Origin of the sequence: Pantoea sp. ME81 (assembly GCF_903970985.1) — a bacterium.
GTDB classification, from domain to species: domain Bacteria; phylum Pseudomonadota; class Gammaproteobacteria; order Enterobacterales; family Enterobacteriaceae; genus Pantoea; species Pantoea communis.
In genome coordinates this window covers 1-14,571 of the sequence record NZ_CAJCKS010000121.1, presented here as the reverse complement: position 1 = coordinate 14,571, position 14,571 = coordinate 1, and the positions used below count along the sequence as shown (strand labels likewise).

The 14,571-nt window shown below is 51.9% G+C and carries 14 protein-coding genes and 2 pseudogenes; 9 read left to right on the top strand and 7 right to left on the bottom strand.

Annotated elements, in window-relative coordinates; translation table 11 throughout:
* The 6 genes and pseudogenes from H7A81_RS27755 to H7A81_RS19095 form a co-directional block, all read left to right on the top strand.
* A pseudogene (locus tag H7A81_RS27755) lies at positions 1 to 126 on the top strand (RidA family protein); the annotation flags it as partial.
* A 16-nt stretch (positions 127 to 142) separates the two neighbouring features.
* A complete protein-coding gene (locus tag H7A81_RS19115) occupies positions 143 to 1,438 on the top strand; it encodes an FAD-binding oxidoreductase (RefSeq protein WP_182058412.1) in 1,296 nt (431 codons plus the stop codon).
* A gap of 146 nt (positions 1,439 to 1,584) precedes the next feature.
* The gene (gene leuC, locus H7A81_RS19110) at positions 1,585 to 3,006 is read left to right on the top strand and encodes a 3-isopropylmalate dehydratase large subunit (RefSeq protein WP_182058411.1); all 1,422 of its coding nucleotides are present in this window, start codon (positions 1,585 to 1,587) and stop codon (positions 3,004 to 3,006) included.
* 1 nt (position 3,007) lies between these two features.
* The gene (leuD, locus tag H7A81_RS19105) at positions 3,008 to 3,634 is read left to right on the top strand and encodes a 3-isopropylmalate dehydratase small subunit (protein WP_182058410.1); all 627 of its coding nucleotides are present in this window, start codon (positions 3,008 to 3,010) and stop codon (positions 3,632 to 3,634) included.
* Complete coding sequence (locus H7A81_RS19100; RefSeq protein ID WP_182058409.1) at positions 3,631 to 4,545, top strand: alpha/beta fold hydrolase; 915 nt, start codon at positions 3,631 to 3,633, stop codon at positions 4,543 to 4,545. Before leuD ends, H7A81_RS19100 begins: the two co-directional genes overlap by 4 nt.
* Before the next feature lie 30 nt (positions 4,546 to 4,575).
* The gene (locus H7A81_RS19095) at positions 4,576 to 5,535 is read left to right on the top strand and encodes a LysR substrate-binding domain-containing protein (protein WP_182058408.1); all 960 of its coding nucleotides are present in this window, start codon (positions 4,576 to 4,578) and stop codon (positions 5,533 to 5,535) included.
* A gap of 26 nt (positions 5,536 to 5,561) precedes the next feature.
* Here H7A81_RS19095 and H7A81_RS19090 read toward each other — a convergent pair whose 3' ends face one another.
* Both H7A81_RS19090 and kup read right to left on the bottom strand, forming a co-directional pair.
* Positions 5,562 to 5,867, bottom strand: a complete 306-nt coding sequence (locus H7A81_RS19090; RefSeq protein ID WP_045815559.1) for a DUF1471 domain-containing protein — start codon at positions 5,865 to 5,867, stop codon at positions 5,562 to 5,564.
* 279 nt (positions 5,868 to 6,146) lie between these two features.
* The gene (gene kup, locus H7A81_RS19085) at positions 6,147 to 8,015 is read right to left on the bottom strand and encodes a low affinity potassium transporter Kup (RefSeq protein WP_182058407.1); all 1,869 of its coding nucleotides are present in this window, start codon (positions 8,013 to 8,015) and stop codon (positions 6,147 to 6,149) included.
* A gap of 355 nt (positions 8,016 to 8,370) precedes the next feature.
* Between kup and H7A81_RS19080 the strand changes: the two genes are divergently transcribed.
* Positions 8,371 to 9,480 (top strand): SDR family oxidoreductase, encoded by a 1,110-nt coding sequence (locus tag H7A81_RS19080; protein WP_182058406.1) that lies wholly within the window; start codon positions 8,371 to 8,373, stop codon positions 9,478 to 9,480.
* Between the two features lie 46 nt (positions 9,481 to 9,526).
* On the opposite strand, the gene H7A81_RS19075 is transcribed toward H7A81_RS19080, so the two are convergent.
* The gene (locus H7A81_RS19075) at positions 9,527 to 10,327 is read right to left on the bottom strand and encodes a MetQ/NlpA family ABC transporter substrate-binding protein (protein WP_160833866.1); all 801 of its coding nucleotides are present in this window, start codon (positions 10,325 to 10,327) and stop codon (positions 9,527 to 9,529) included.
* A gap of 405 nt (positions 10,328 to 10,732) precedes the next feature.
* Between H7A81_RS19075 and H7A81_RS19070 the strand changes: the two genes are divergently transcribed.
* Entirely contained in the window at positions 10,733 to 10,936 is a 204-nt protein-coding gene (locus H7A81_RS19070) for a hypothetical protein (protein WP_034823970.1), read from the top strand.
* Between the two features lie 292 nt (positions 10,937 to 11,228).
* Here H7A81_RS19070 and H7A81_RS19065 read toward each other — a convergent pair whose 3' ends face one another.
* Together H7A81_RS19065 and H7A81_RS19060 are read right to left on the bottom strand one after the other, a co-directional pair.
* Positions 11,229 to 12,017, bottom strand: a complete 789-nt coding sequence (locus tag H7A81_RS19065) for an MBL fold metallo-hydrolase (RefSeq protein ID WP_182058405.1) — start codon at positions 12,015 to 12,017, stop codon at positions 11,229 to 11,231.
* Positions 12,018 to 12,187: 170 nt separating this feature from the next.
* Positions 12,188 to 12,520: a gamma-glutamylcyclotransferase family protein gene (locus H7A81_RS19060; protein WP_166934682.1), complete on the bottom strand. Its 333-nt coding sequence runs from the start codon at positions 12,518 to 12,520 to the stop codon at positions 12,188 to 12,190.
* 156 nt (positions 12,521 to 12,676) lie between these two features.
* Here H7A81_RS19060 and H7A81_RS19055 point away from each other — a divergent pair, with 156 nt between their 5' ends.
* Positions 12,677 to 13,696: an MBL fold metallo-hydrolase gene (locus H7A81_RS19055; protein ID WP_182058404.1), complete on the top strand. Its 1,020-nt coding sequence runs from the start codon at positions 12,677 to 12,679 to the stop codon at positions 13,694 to 13,696.
* A 78-nt stretch (positions 13,697 to 13,774) separates the two neighbouring features.
* On the opposite strand, the gene H7A81_RS19050 is transcribed toward H7A81_RS19055, so the two are convergent.
* Both H7A81_RS19050 and H7A81_RS19045 read right to left on the bottom strand, forming a co-directional pair.
* Positions 13,775 to 14,323 carry an RNA polymerase sigma factor gene (locus tag H7A81_RS19050; RefSeq protein ID WP_182058403.1) on the bottom strand — a complete coding sequence of 183 codons (549 nt, stop codon included), beginning with the start codon at positions 14,321 to 14,323 and terminating at the stop codon, positions 13,775 to 13,777.
* Positions 14,324 to 14,328: 5 nt separating this feature from the next.
* Positions 14,329 to 14,571, bottom strand: a pseudogene (locus H7A81_RS19045) (hypothetical protein); the annotation flags it as partial.

Here is a 14,571-nt window from a genome sequence, read left to right as displayed (position 1 = left end):
GTTAATCCCGCCTCAACAGTGACCTGCCCGCCGCTGGGATCGACCGTTTATAAAGTTGAACTGGAAGTTACGGCCTATCGCGGGGCCGGTAACGCTCAGGTTCAGGAAATCACCGTGGCCCTGTAAGGGCAGGAGACGCGATATGGCACCTGTTATTTCTCCGGTTACGCCTTCGCCAACGCTGCCGGATACCACCACGGTGGTCGTTATTGGCGGCGGGATTGTTGGATTGACCGCCGCACTGACGCTGGCGGAGCGCAATATTCCGGTGGTGGTATTGGAAAAAGGGCGGATTGCGGGCGAGCAGTCTTCCCGCAATCTCGGCTGGATCCGTAAAACCAGCCGTGCGCTGGAGGATATTCCGCTGGCGCAGGCCGCTGACCGCTTGTGGGCGGGGATGGCCGCGCGGGTTGGCAGTGACGTGGGATATCGTCAGGCTGGCATTATGTTTGTGGCACGCAACGAGCAGCAGATGTCACTGCATGAAAAATGGTTAAGCGGGGTTAGCACTGCGGGATTGGATACGCGCTTACTGAGCCACGCGCAGATTGCGGCTCAGGTGCCTGGCGGCGTGGAGAAATGGGCAGGAGGGATTTACACTGCTTCCGACGGGCGAGCCGAACCCACGCTGGCGGCCAGCGCAATCGCGAATGCTGCCATCGCCAGAGGCGCCGTTATCCTTGAAAACTGTGCCGTCCGCGGCTTAGCCACCAGCAATGGTAAGGTGAGTGGCGTAATCACCGAGCGCGGTGAGATTCGATGTGACCAGGTGTTGCTGGCGGCAGGTGCCTGGTCGCGTCGTTTCCTTGGCAATCACGGTATTAATCTGCCGACGCTGCCGCTGATTTGTTCGGTGATGCGCACTAAACCGCTGGAAGGACCGGCCAATATAGCGGTGGGCGCTCCTGACTTCTCATTCCGAAAACACCAGGACGGTGGCTTTATTATCACTCAACGCGGTGCGCTGGATGCGCCAATAACGCTTGATCATCTATTGATCGGCACACGTTATATGCCTCAGCTACGGCAGGCGCGTGACAACCTGCGGATTTCGCTGGGCAAATACTTTGTGAAGGATCTTGCACTGGCACGTCGCTGGCGCAACGATCGGCGTTCACCCTTTGAGCAGGTTCGCACGCTGGATCCTCTTGCCAATCCGGCACTGAACCAGGAAGCGATGCGCAACCTGCGCGCGGCGTGGCCGGTGTTCCAGCAGGCGGAGATGGCGGAGTCATGGGCTGGCGTGATAGATGTTACCCCGGATTCGAATCCGGTGATTGGTCCTGTCGCCTCGATGCCCGGGCTAACTTTGGCGACGGGTTTTTCAGGACATGGTTTCGGGACATCACCCGCAGCCGGGCAGTTAGCTGCAGATTTGGTGACCGGGCATACACCGATTATCGATCCCAAACCTTATCGCTTCGAGCGTCTGCAGTAGGTCATCCCTTTGCGGGCGGCGTTAAGGTCGCCCATAAAACACACTTCATAAACTATCACTTCACGTACTGTGTTCATTGTCTGAACCACAACTGTATTACCCTAGAGTCTCTGATGACTTGTTGATACTTTTATGTGGGCAATCGCATGGCTAACAAAACACTGTATGAAAAACTGATCGATCAGCATGTGGTACGTCAGTTAGACGATGAAGGGCATGTGTTGCTCTATATTGATCGATCAATACTCAACGAATACACCAGCCCGCAGGCCTTTAGCGGACTGCGTGAACATCATCGCCCGGTACGCCATCCGGCGACCATCTTACTTAATGTCGATCATGTTAATCCCACGCGTCCTGAGCGTGACGATGCCATGACCGATGCAGGCGGGCAGCTGCAGGTGGATTACTTCCGTCAAAATGCCGCCCACTTTGGCATCGAATTGTTTGATGTCATGGACCCGCGCCAGGGCATCGAGCATGTGGTTGCGCATGAGCAAGGCCTGGTCATGCCCGGTATGGTGATCGCCGCCGGTGACAGCCACACCACTACCTATGGCGCATTTGGCGCGTTGGGTTTCGGCATCGGAACATCAGAAATTGAACATCTTCTCGCCACGCAAACCCTGATTTATCGCACGCTGAAAACCATGCGCGTCACGGTAACGGGAGAGCTGCCTTATGGCTGTTCGGCTAAAGACATCATTCTGGCGTTGATTGAAGATATTGGCGCCTCAGGGGCAACCGGTTATGCCATCGAGTTTGACGGCCCGGCGATTGACGCGCTGAGTATGGAAGGGCGCATGACGCTGTGCAATATGGCTGTCGAGGCCGGTGCACGCGGAGCGATTATTGCGCCAGATGAGAAGGTATTCGCCTACATCCAGGGCAAACCGCAAATGCCAACGGGTGCATTGTGGGAGCAGGCTAAGGCTGAATGGCTCACATTACGGAGTGACGCAGGGGCTAATTTTGACCGTTCAATTGCGCTGGATTGCAGCGACCTCGAACCTAAAGTGACCTGGGGCATCAGCCCGGATCAGACCTGTGCTATTGGCGGCTGTGTACCTGATCCGCAATACGAACCCGATTTGATTAAACAGCAGGCAATACAAGCCGCACTGAAATATATGGGGCTGGAACCCGGTATGCGCCTGTCTGACATCGCCATCACCCATGCGTTTATTGGCTCCTGTACCAACGGCAGAATCGAAGATTTGCGCGCTGCAGCAGCGGTGATTGGCGAGCGCAAAATCGCCCGACACGTGCGCGGGATCATCGTGCCAGGCTCTACGCAGGTGCGTCAGCAAGCAGAGGCTGAAGGCTTAGCCGACATTTTTATCAATGCAGGTTTTGAGTGGCGGCAGTCGGGGTGCTCAATGTGTCTGGCAATGAATGAAGATGTCCTGGAACCCGGCGATCGCTGTGCTTCAGGAACCAACCGCAATTTTGCGGGCCGCCAGGGTGCAGGAGCACGAACCCATTTAATGAGCCCGGCGATGGTCGCCGCCGCTGCGGTGGCCGGTCATCTGGTCGATGTACGCAACTTCACGACAGCAGAGGTTTAATATGGACGCTTTTCACAGCATCACCGGACGCATTGCCCATTTACCGGCGGCCAACATTGATACGGATGTGATCATGCCAAAGCAGTTTCTGAAAGGCATCGATCGCCAGGGTTTGGATCGGGGCGTGTTCTTTGACCTGCGATTTTTGCCCGACGGCAGTGCGAATCCCGCGTTTATCCTCAACCAGCCTGCCGGAAAGAACGCGGCATTCTTGCTGGTAGGACCCAACTTTGGCTGTGGTTCCAGTCGCGAACATGCGGTGTGGGGACTCAATCAGCTGGGCATTCGCGCCATCATCGGCACCAGTTTTGCCGGCATCTTTGACGATAACTGCCAGCGCAACGGCGTATTGACGCTAACGCTAAGTGAGGAGGCGTATCAGCAGCTCAGCGCTGCTACCGCTGATGCAGAACACAACCAGATTACGGTTTCTCTGGAAGATAAGACCCTCACCTTCAATCAGCAGGTGTTGCATTTTGAGGTCGGCGCGCTCAAACGTGAGATGTTAATGGGTGGCGGCAGCGCGGTAGACTGGACGCTCCAATACGAGACTGACATTACGCAGTTTGAACATCGGCACTTTGCTCAGCGCCCCTGGCTGCAGCGGGTTAAAGGACCAACAGCATGAGTGATATCAAGGATTGCGGCGCATCGCCGTTTATCGACGGATTTGCCTTGAAAGCGGTCACGCTGGACAACGGTATCACACTACGCGTGGCAATCGGGGGCGAAGGACCGCCGTTGCTGATGCTGCACGGGCATCCACAAAATCATCTGGCGTGGCGTAAAATCGCTCCGCAGCTGGCGCAAAAATACCAGGTGATCCTGCCTGATTTGCGCGGCTACGGCGATAGCGACAAACCCGCCAGCGACGAACGCCATCTGGCCTATTCAAAACGCGCCATGGCTGAAGATATCAGCCAGTTGATTGACGCACTGGGTCTTTCGCGTGTCGCGTTTGTCGGACACGATCGCGGTGCCCGGGTCGGACATCGTCTGGCGCTTGACCATCCGGAGAAAGTGGCTTGCGGCACTTTCGTCGATATCGCCCCGACTGCAACCATGTATGCGCAGACCGATAAGGCTTTTGCTACGCGCTATTTTTGGTGGTTCTTTCTGATCCAGCCTTACCCACTGCCGGAGACGATGATCGGCCACGATCCGGCCTTCTTCCTGCGAAAACATATTGACGGTCAGCTCAAGACAGCGGGGGCGACTTCAGAAGCGGTATTCAATGATTATTTGCGCTGCTATCAGCAGCCCGAGATGATCCACGCCGTCTGCGAAGATTACCGCGCGGCCGCCACGGTGGATTTAGAGCACGATGCAGAGGACAGCGACAAACGCATCGTTTGTCCGCTTCAATTGCTGTGGGGGGAAAAGGGCACGGTCGGTCAGCTATACGATGTGGTTGAAACCTGGCAGGAGAAGGCCATTAATGTGCAGGGCAAGGCACTGCCTTGTGGGCATTCCCCACAGGAAGAAGTCCCGGCGGTATTTTTAGCACAGCTTCAGGGCTTTCTCGATTCTGTGTTATAACCGCTCGATGTTGGCTAACTGCGTAATAGTATGAAGCTCTTGCTTGCCGGGAAAAACGTTCAGAAACCGCTACAGGGCTGGCCCTCTGTCGAAGACCTCTATGTGTTTATCAGCGTGGCGCGTCATGGTGGTTTTGGTCGCGCTGCCGTGGAGCTGGGCCAGTCTCCATCGTATATCAGCAAACGTATCGCCATTCTTGAGAAACAGCTCGACACCCGGCTTTTCTTCCGCACCAATCGGGTGATGCGCCTGACGCCAGAAGGTGAGAAAGCGCTGGAGGGGGCGCTGCAAGTGGTACAGGAAATGGATGCGTTTCTGAATAATTTTCAGCAGTGGCGCGGCGAATTAACCGGTGAGTTGACCGTTGGCTGTTCGCTGGGATTTGGTCAGGCGTATTTATCTGATGCCATTTCAGCCTTTATTTCTCAGCATCCATCTTTAAATATCAAACTCATTTTAAGCGATCGTGAGATTGATTTGATGCAATCCGGCACCGATGTGGATATACAGGTTGGCGATAATCTGAATCACTCTTACATCGCGCGTAAACTGGCCGTTAATCGGCGTATTCTTTGCGCATCCCCTGAATATTTAGCGCGCGCTGGGGCGGTCAATTCGCTGGATGAATTAATTGACCACAGCTGCCTTATCATCAATGAAAAGAACAATTCATTCGGCAATTGGGCGCTGACTGACGGTCAGCAACAGGTATTGTGCCGCCTTAATAGCCATTATTCGTCAAACAGTGGCAAGGTCATTTTAAACTGGGCGTTGAAGTCACACGGGATTGCGCTCCGCTCGGCATGGGATGTAACGCCCTATCTCAGCACGGGCGAATTGGTCCATGTTTTACCGCAGTGGTATCAGCAGGCGAATATCTGGGCGGTGTATACGCAACGGACATCGGAATCGCCGCGCATGAAAGTGTTTATTGATTTTCTCGCCGAATACTTTGCAGATAAAAGCCTGTCACAAGAGTGGCAGGCTTAAATGCAACAGCGAAGGGGGGGTTAACATTAGCCGTACGCCACTTTGCTATTGATATGGTACAGGGTTGCGGTAGCCGCCATTACATGCTGACCATCGTGGCCCGGCTCATGGGATTCAACGTCAGTGATGTGATAACCCACGGCCCCTGCAGCGAGCGTTTTTTTCACAATCGCATCAGTCAGTTCTTCCATCGAAGTCGCCCAGCTCACGGAAGTAAAGCCCACAGGATGAATTGATGATAATTCACGATGGGTCAAATCCGCACGGACTAAAACGGGTTTAACATTTTGCGGTGTGAAAATAGAGATAACGTCATTAATAAGTTCTTTCATGGTCTTACTCCTCAAAATAACTGCTGAACCGATTTCGAAGCTATGCATTTTATTGTTGATGGTGATTTTATACATTCCGACAGTTGCGCACGGCAGGTAATGAGTGCCGGTAGGCTTAATAAACACCTTTTGAGGTTATGCGTTTTAGCTTTAATTGCTAATTAGTTGTTAAGAAAAGTTCAGCCACAACTCCGTTAAACTTTCGGGAATATTCTTTCATCTGGTTACATTTATCGCGGCACAATAAATCAAATGGGGCGTAATAAACGCCCCATTTTGTTAAAACTCGCGCTGGCCGCCTAACTCGATAACACGATTGGGTGGAATATTAAATTGCTCATGCGCACGCAACGCATTGCGTTGGCAGAAGTGAAAGATGCCGCCTTTTATTCTTGCCAGTCCGCGGCGTTTTTTCATCACCAGGGTGTCGTGTGAGGTAAAGAAAGACGCTTCATTCAGCGTGCAGCCAAAACCTTCCAGTCCGCACAGGTGTAAAACCTCCGCCATTGAAGGGACTTCTCGCCAGCCGTATGCCGCGGTTACCTGCCAAAAGGACGGCGAAAGTTGGGTGATGGTGATGCGCTTCTGATTGTGCACGCGTGGCGTATCTGTCGTGCGGATGTTCAGCAACACCACGCGCTTATGCAGCACCCGGTTATGCTTGAGGTTATGCAGCAGCGCCTGTGGAATCTCAAACTCTTTACGCGCCAGGAAGATGGCAGTACCCGGTACACGACTGGGCGGATTAGTTTCCAGTGATTTCACCAGCGCCTGCAGGCTTTCCGGATCGTTGTTCAATTTTTTGATTAACCGATTACGCTCGGTGCTCCAGATCAGCATCAACCCCATCATGGTCAGCGCCATCAGTACCGGAACCCAACCGCCTGACAGCAGTTTCATCAGGTTCGCCGCAAACAGCGGCACGTCAATGCTCAGCATACATAGCAGGAAAATCACCGCCAGCGGCAGTGGCCATTTCCAGTTACGCAGCGCCACCACGCCGGCCAGACAGGCGGTGATCACCATAGTGCCGGTCACCACGATACCGTAAGCGGAGGAGAGGGCCGAGGACTGACGGAACGCCAGCACAATCACCGTTACCGCAACAAACAGCAGCCAGTTCACCACGGGAATGTAGATTTGGCCAGATTCAGTATGCGAGGTGAACACAATGCGCATGGGTGGCAGAAACCCCTGACGTATCGCCTGATGCGTTAAGGTGTAAACCCCGGTAATGACCGACTGGGCTGCGATTACCGTGGCGAGCGTTGACAGCACAATCAAGGGTATCTGTCCCCAGCCCGGCGCGAGGTTGAAGAACGGGTTATTGATCATCTTCGCATCCGCAATCACCAGTGCACCCTGGCCAAAGTAATTGAGCACCAGGGCAGGCATGGCAATTACTAGCCACGCCAGGCGGATCGGCGCTTTGCCGAGATGTCCCATATCCGCATACAGCGCCTCGGCACCGGTAACGGCCAGTACCACCATACCCATCGCGGCAAAGGCGAGCGCTTCATGAGTCAGCAAAAAGGTCAGCGCGTAGCTGGGATTCAGCGCCTGCAAGACCGTGGGGTTGAGCGTAATCCCGCGAATACCCAGTAAACCAATCGAGACGAACCAAACAAACATCACCGGCCCAAATACTTTACTGACTTTTTCCGTACCGTGTTTCTGGATGAAGAACAACAGCGTGAGTATGAGTACCGCCAGTGGGACCACGTATTTGTCGAGTTGGGGTGATACCACTTCAATCCCTTCAATGGCGGAGAGCACCGAAATCGCCGGCGTGATGATGCCATCACCGTAAAAGAAGGCGCCACCCGTCAAACCGGCCAGAATAATGATGTGACCAATCTTCGGACCGACGTTACGACGCGCCAGTGACATCAGCGTTAAAATACCGCCTTCACCATCATGGTCGGCACGCATGACAAAGCAGACATATTTCAGGGTAACGATCAGGGTTAACGCCCAGAAAATCAGTGACAGAAAACCCATCACGGCAGTGGTTGAGATTGATCCATCCGGTAAGATCGACAGGCACTCTTTCAGGGTGTAAAGCGGGCTGGTACCGATATCACCAAACACGATCCCTGCGGCGGCCAACATGCCAGCAGGCAGAGACTGTTTCTCGGTCTGATTCATATATTTCCTGTTTCTTATCAGCGTGGAACGGCGATGGCTGTGTCTATGACGGCGAACATACCTGTTTACCCGAACGGTTAATAGCGGGTGGTGGTTTTGTGACCTGCATTTTTACGCCTGGCAGCGAAATTTTTACGACATTTTTATATCGCGGCGGTTTTTTAATCTCAGAATAGACGAACGGTGAGAAATAAAATGACGGATGGTTATCAGAGATAAACGAAAGCTAACTGGACCGCTTTTTCCCTCACCTTGTGCAGATCGCATTTATTCGCCATTTATCTTCGCTGGCATACATTCGAAGCCACGCTCAATGGACCGTTTTCGTCCAGAAACCAACTGATAGCTGAATACTATGAATACGATTTTAATTACTGGCGCAACCGGATTTTTAGGCGGAGCGGTAACGGTTAACTTATTGAAGAAAAGCGAGAATAATCGACTGTTACTGCTGGTGCGCGGTGATTCACCCGCCGAAGGACTGAGTCGGTTGCAATCCAATCTGGCTAAATTTGGCGTGGCACAAAATCTGTTGGATACACTGACCACAGATAACATTCTTATCGGCGATCTCGCGGAACCAGAGCGGTTTACTGCCGACCCGCGTCTGGATAGCGTTACACATGTGCTCAACTGTGCGGCTGTGGCTTCGTTTGGGGCGAATCCTTACATCTGGAAAGTTAACGTTGAAGGAACTTTCACCTTCGCGAGTCGTATGAATCAGGTCAGCGGACTTAAGCGCTTTATTCATGTCGGAACGGCAATGTCTTGTGCGCCGGAAGCTAACACCCTGGTGACCGAGAGCAAACTGAATACGCTGCGCGATCAGCACATAGTTGAGTACACATGGAGTAAAGCCACGGTGGAAAAAATGATGAGCGAGATGTTACCCGAACTGCCGCTGGTTATTGCGCGTCCCTCTATTGTTGTGGGCCATTCCGATCATGGCTGCACGCCATCGCCGAGTATTTTCTGGGTGTTCCGCATGGCACTGACATTGGGTAAGTTTATGTGTGAGCTGGACGATCGTATTGATGTGGTGCCTGTGGATTATTGTGCAGATGCGCTGGAGCTGTTGTTGACCGCTGAAAACGTCGATAAAAGCATTATTCACATTTCGGCGGGCCTCAACAGCAGTGTCACCTTCGCGGAGATTGATAAAGCGATGGCGAAAGCCTCAGGCAATGTGCCCGTGGGCGAGAGTTATCAGAAAGTGAATTATCGCGAACTGGCCGAAAGTAAGAAAAACTTCGCGTCGTTATTTGGGCCGTGCAATGAGCGGATTGTGTTGCGCGCCATGAATCTTTACGGCCATTTCTCCAAACTCAACGTGGTGTTCTGCAATGAGAAGTTGCTGGAGTTAGGCATGCCGCCCTCCTCGAAATTTACTGATTACCTGCACCGCTGCGTGACCTCGACACAGGATTCAACCATCGCTGAATTGATGGCAGTGGATTTTAAATAATAAAAAGCCGCGCAACACACCTGTTGTGCGGCTTTTTTAGCGGCTATTACCAACCCTTGATAATGTCGCCTTTGTAAATCTCGTTTGCTTTATCCAGTACTTCTTGCGACTGGAAAGCCTCTTTCAGCTTCTGCACATTTGCGCTGTCTTTGTTATCTTCGCGCGCCACAATCGCATTCACATACGGCGACGCTTTGCCTTCCATAAACATGCCATCCTTCGACGCGGAGAGGTTAACCAGCGCGGCAAAGTTGTTATTGATGATGGAGATATACACCTGCGGATCGTCGAGAGTGCGGGCCAGTTGCGGGGTATCCACTTCAACGATTTTAAGTTTCTTCGGATTATCCGTGATATCCAGCGTGGTTGGCAGCAAGCCCGCTTCGGGTTTCACTTTGATCAGTCCCTGAGCTTGCAACAGCAACAGGCTGCGACCGAGAGTGGTTGCTTCGTTAGAGATGGTGATGGTCGCGCCATCTGGCAGTGCATCGAGCGCTTTGATCTTGCGGGAATAGCCGGCAATCGGGAACACAAACGTGTTGGTGACCACGGCGAACTTATAGCCACGCTCTTTCGACTGCATTTCCAGATAAGGCAGGCTCTGGAAGGCGTTGGCATCGACATCTTTATTGAACAGGGCTTCGTTCGGTTGAACATAATCGTTAAATGCCACCACATCGACATCCAGATGATATTTATCATGAGCGACCTGTTTAACGGTCTGCCAGAGCGCTTCGTCAGGACCGGTGTTAATGGCGACTTTGATGGCATTGTCTTTGTTGTTGTCGCAGGCGCTCAGCAGTGAAACTGCAGCGGCGAGAAGGGTGGTAACGAGTAATTTGTTCATAGTACGAGTCCCTGAGTAACGTAGGAGACGGACTATAATATACGTCTGGACGTCTGTACATCCATGAATGGTTCGTTCGTCGAAATTTCGTCCGGTCTAAAAAGCACCGATGTATAGCAAATAATAATTAATATCGGTGAGTGACGTTGTGCGTTGTTGATATATCCAGCAAGCAATCATCAAGAAACCCCACAGTTTTACGTTTCGCTTTAAGGGTAAATTGCACTCTTCAGAGCTGAGATCGATCTCATTAATCAGAGAATCTGCGGGTTTTAAAGCGGGTGGCCGCAATCCTTCATCAGATTTTTTGCAGATTGTAATATTAATATAACTGCATTGTGCATCAAGAGACTTACAAGATAATCTGTTGAAGCAGATTATCTTGTTATAGATCGGGAGAAGATGATGGAGTCTGTTAAAGCGTTGGATATGGAGCAGTTAAACTCGTTTCTGAGTAGCGGTAAACACCCTTCAGTTATTATTGGCTTCAATTTAACCAGTGATGCGTTTTTCAATATGGCAGCATACTGGCGTGAACGCGGCGTCACGATTGAAAAACACGATAACTATTTTGTCGCCAAATCGGACAGTTCAGTGACAACGTCCTGAATCGAAAAATTTCTATTATTCAAAGCGCGAGTTTAATAAAGGCATGCAGATCGTTGATTGCCTGTTCCCGCGCTTCAGCTTCCTGCACCACCATTAATTCCTGTAGATCTTTTTGTGCGAAACGCACACGCCCCCCAGCCTCAGTGAAACGAGTCCTTAAGTTTGTCTACGGGCTAAGCCCCGTTGCGTGTTCAATTTACGGGTCTTGATGCAATCAAAACTATTGATGATGGCCCGTTATTCCCATCTGTAAGAACCAGGTAAACGGGTGAATACCGGGCTGGCAGGTTAATTATTGCAGGCAGCGGATATAACGTTCAGCTGCCTGTCTGACAATGGATTGTGCCTGCTGTGTCATTTCCCGACCGGCAAAAGCGCCATAAATCTGCGAGAAGGTGACCTTATCCAGTCGGTGAATGAGCGTATTCACCGTAGCAGCAGAAAGCGGCAACATGTTGGGATAGCTCCACATAAATGACACGGAATTTGCACCGGGTGTCACTTGCACAACATCACCACTCAACAGCACGCCATCATGTTGCGACCAGTGCAGTACACAGCCTCCTTTAAAATGCCCACCCAGGCGTAATAACGTGACATCGGGCATTAAATCCAATTCGTCACCTTGCCAGAGATGAATATGCGGGCTCTGGCGCATAATCCATTCCTGATCATCCTCATGCAAATAGATGGGCGCATCAAATGCCGCAGCCCAGTCTTGCATGGTGCTGTAGTAATGGGGATGAGAAATGGCAATGGCATCAATACCGCCGAGTGCGTGTATTAATGATTCCGTGGCGTCATCCAGATTCGCAATGCAGTCCCAGAGAATATTCCCCTGCGCGCTTTGCAGTAAAAAAGCACGTTGGTTGATGGCGAAACTTGGGACAGTTTGCAGGCTGAATAATCCCTTTAGATGCTGCTGCCATTTATTTTGATGTGTGGCACGCAGAGCCGAGAATGCCAGCCATTGCTGCCCTTTGACAGGCACAAACTGCCGCTCGTCTTCGCAAATTTTGCAATGTGAGATGCCTGGATCATCTTCATAAGAAGTACTGCAGGCGGTGCAGAGTTTGCTCATCTGAATGCTCCTTGATGCGGTTCGCATTCATTCTAGCCTGGCTTATTAAGTGCGAGCGTGCTGCAACCGATTCCGTAGAGAATAGCTGTGCCGCAGTAGCCAGATGTATTCTCATCTCGCAAGGTATCGTGGGCGTTGCGCTTGCTTAGGCTGGAAAAGAGCAGGGCAGATTAGGCCTGTGGCGGCTGTAACTGATAAATCCACGCTGTGATTTTCTCTCCTTCGAGGGTGGTGACTTCAACATCAACACGATCATAACCCTCCTCGAACTCATCCAGCATTGTCCAGTGCGCGGTCAGATGCTCTGAGAAGAAGAGTGAGCCTTTGACAGGGCCCGCATTGTTGTCCAGCACAATGCCGGGAAAATCCGCTGCCGCGCCCCAACCGCGTTCATAGAAGATGCCGTTGACCGTTCCGGGCAGCCACTCTCCACCGATACTGTCCAGAATATGCGCATTTGAATGACCTGGTTGCAAGGTGCCGTATACAAATAAAGGTTTCATTTTCCCTCGAAAAATCAAACAAAAGAGTGACTTTAGCGCTCAGGAAATGAAAAGTCATCTGAAGGTTGAATTTCATGACCAGACCGCCCGTTATGCCATATAGGGTTCACTAAAACACGGTATTGTGAGCCATCGCATCCGGCCAGGAAAAGATCAATGTTGAATTGTTCAGGCATCTCCCGCAGTGCCATCAAGGGTTATTCGCAATCCGCACAGTTCGATGGCAAGCGTTTCACCAATGCTGCTCCCCGGCAGCCATTGAAATTCACCGAATATATGAAGATGTTCTGGGATTTGGCGTTCAACAAGCCAAAAGAAACGGTACCTCAGCAGCAATTACCTGTGCAGCCCATCACGTCCGAGGCGCTCGCCATGGCAGCCGACAACAGTGTGTTTCGACTGGGGCATTCATCGCTGTTGCTCAAATTGAAAGGCAAGTATTGGCTTACTGACCCGGTATTTAACCTGCGAGCGTCTCCTTTTCAGTGGCTCGGGCCAAAGCGTTTTCAGGCTGCACCCATCGAGCTGAGCGATTTACCGCCTATTGAGGGCATTATTTTATCCCATGACCATTATGATCATCTGGATTACCAGACGATCATGCAGTTGAAAGATCGTGTGCGCTATTTCCTCGCTCCGCTGGGCGTCGGCGATTTGCTGGCGAAGTGGGGAGTGGCTGAGGAGAAGATCACCCAACTGGATTGGTGGCAATCTACGGAGGTGGGCGAGGTGCATTTTGTCGCCACACCGTCGCAGCACTTTTCCGGACGTGGTTTGTTTGACGGCAATAAACGTTTGTGGTGTTCATGGAGCATCATCACCGATGAGTTTCGTTTATTTTTTGGCGGTGACTCCGGCTATTTTCCGGGCTTTAAAGAAATCGGTAATAAATACGGTCCATTTGATGTTGCCTGCCTTGAGAATGGGGCTTATGACAGTCGATGGGCGGATATTCACATGATGCCAGGGGATACCATCCGGGCGTTTCAGGATCTAAAGGGAAAATGGTTAATGCCCATTCATAACGCGGCCTTCGATCTTGCTTTCCATCACTGGAATGATCCCCTGATACAAATATCGGCGCTGGCGCGTGAGCAAAAAATTAAATTGTCTTTACCGGTCATCGGGCAAGCCGTGAACATTGTGCAACCAAGGGAAGAAGCGGTCTGGTGGTAACTGGAAATATAGGCTGCTATTTAGGGTAAGTAGCAGCCATTCTTTTTACGATTCAGTCAGTAAAACGCCATGTTTTCATTACTCAGCGGTAAGCTCATCATAAAGACTGCGCAATCGCGTACGCAGAGAAAGCACCGCTTTATGTTTGCGTGATAACAGCGCCTGGACGCTGATGCCGCTCTCTTCAGACAGCTCGTTGTAGCTGTAACCCAACAACTCCGTTTTTTCGAACACTTCGCGCTGAGCGAGTGGCAGTTCCGCTAAGGCTTCCTCCAGTTCTTCCCATAGCAGTGCTTTGAGATACTCATCTTCCGGCGTTTCCGGCACGCCAAAGAGCGTTTCAGCCAGCTCATCTTCAGGAAAATCCGCCTCCTCATCGCCGTTCATCAGATCGGCTAGCGGCAGTTCACGCTTCTTTCGCGCCCGGTCGGTCATCTCATTGCGTGCGGCACGGAATAACCAGGCCGCGACATTTTCCACCGGTTGCTCAACCTGCATGAGCTTGTAGGTCACTTCCTGCAGGATATCGTCGGCATCTTCACGGATCGAGGTGCGGCCGCGAATAAATGCGCTCAATTTTACCCGACAGGCGTTCAACGCGGACATCAGCAGAGAATCCTGCGCCATGGCGTTTACTCTGCGTCTGGCGATTTAGCGGGAGCCTCGTCGGAGGGTGAGCGCGCATCATCGCGACGGCCATGCCAGTCACAGCGATCGCGGCGTCCACGGTGCGAACGTTCACGGCGGTGTTGCATAAACTCTTCGCGCTGTTCTGGGGTCATCTGCATCCAGCGTTCGTGCATGCGACGACGTGCCATACCGAACATGCCGGGGCGGAAACCTAAGCCACCAAACAGTATGCGGCACAATACCAG

What these genes read in the sequence shown, in the direction of transcription:
- H7A81_RS19115 (WP_182058412.1), top strand. Translation starts at nt 143, where the DNA reads ATGGCACCTGTTATTTCTCCGGTTACGCCTTCGCCAACGCTGCCGGAT.
- leuC (WP_182058411.1), top strand. Translation starts at nt 1,585, where the DNA reads ATGGCTAACAAAACACTGTATGAAAAACTGATCGATCAGCATGTGGTA.
- leuD (WP_182058410.1), top strand. Translation starts at nt 3,008, where the DNA reads ATGGACGCTTTTCACAGCATCACCGGACGCATTGCCCATTTACCGGCG.
- H7A81_RS19100 (WP_182058409.1), top strand. Translation starts at nt 3,631, where the DNA reads ATGAGTGATATCAAGGATTGCGGCGCATCGCCGTTTATCGACGGATTT.
- H7A81_RS19095 (WP_182058408.1), top strand. Translation starts at nt 4,576, where the DNA reads ATGAAGCTCTTGCTTGCCGGGAAAAACGTTCAGAAACCGCTACAGGGC.
- H7A81_RS19090 (WP_045815559.1), bottom strand. Translation starts at nt 5,867, where the DNA reads ATGAAAGAACTTATTAATGACGTTATCTCTATTTTCACACCGCAAAAT.
- kup (WP_182058407.1), bottom strand. Translation starts at nt 8,015, where the DNA reads ATGAATCAGACCGAGAAACAGTCTCTGCCTGCTGGCATGTTGGCCGCC.
- H7A81_RS19080 (WP_182058406.1), top strand. Translation starts at nt 8,371, where the DNA reads ATGAATACGATTTTAATTACTGGCGCAACCGGATTTTTAGGCGGAGCG.
- H7A81_RS19075 (WP_160833866.1), bottom strand. Translation starts at nt 10,327, where the DNA reads ATGAACAAATTACTCGTTACCACCCTTCTCGCCGCTGCAGTTTCACTG.
- H7A81_RS19070 (WP_034823970.1), top strand. Translation starts at nt 10,733, where the DNA reads ATGGAGTCTGTTAAAGCGTTGGATATGGAGCAGTTAAACTCGTTTCTG.
- H7A81_RS19065 (WP_182058405.1), bottom strand. Translation starts at nt 12,017, where the DNA reads ATGAGCAAACTCTGCACCGCCTGCAGTACTTCTTATGAAGATGATCCA.
- H7A81_RS19060 (WP_166934682.1), bottom strand. Translation starts at nt 12,520, where the DNA reads ATGAAACCTTTATTTGTATACGGCACCTTGCAACCAGGTCATTCAAAT.
- H7A81_RS19055 (WP_182058404.1), top strand. Translation starts at nt 12,677, where the DNA reads ATGTTGAATTGTTCAGGCATCTCCCGCAGTGCCATCAAGGGTTATTCG.
- H7A81_RS19050 (WP_182058403.1), bottom strand. Translation starts at nt 14,323, where the DNA reads ATGGCGCAGGATTCTCTGCTGATGTCCGCGTTGAACGCCTGTCGGGTA.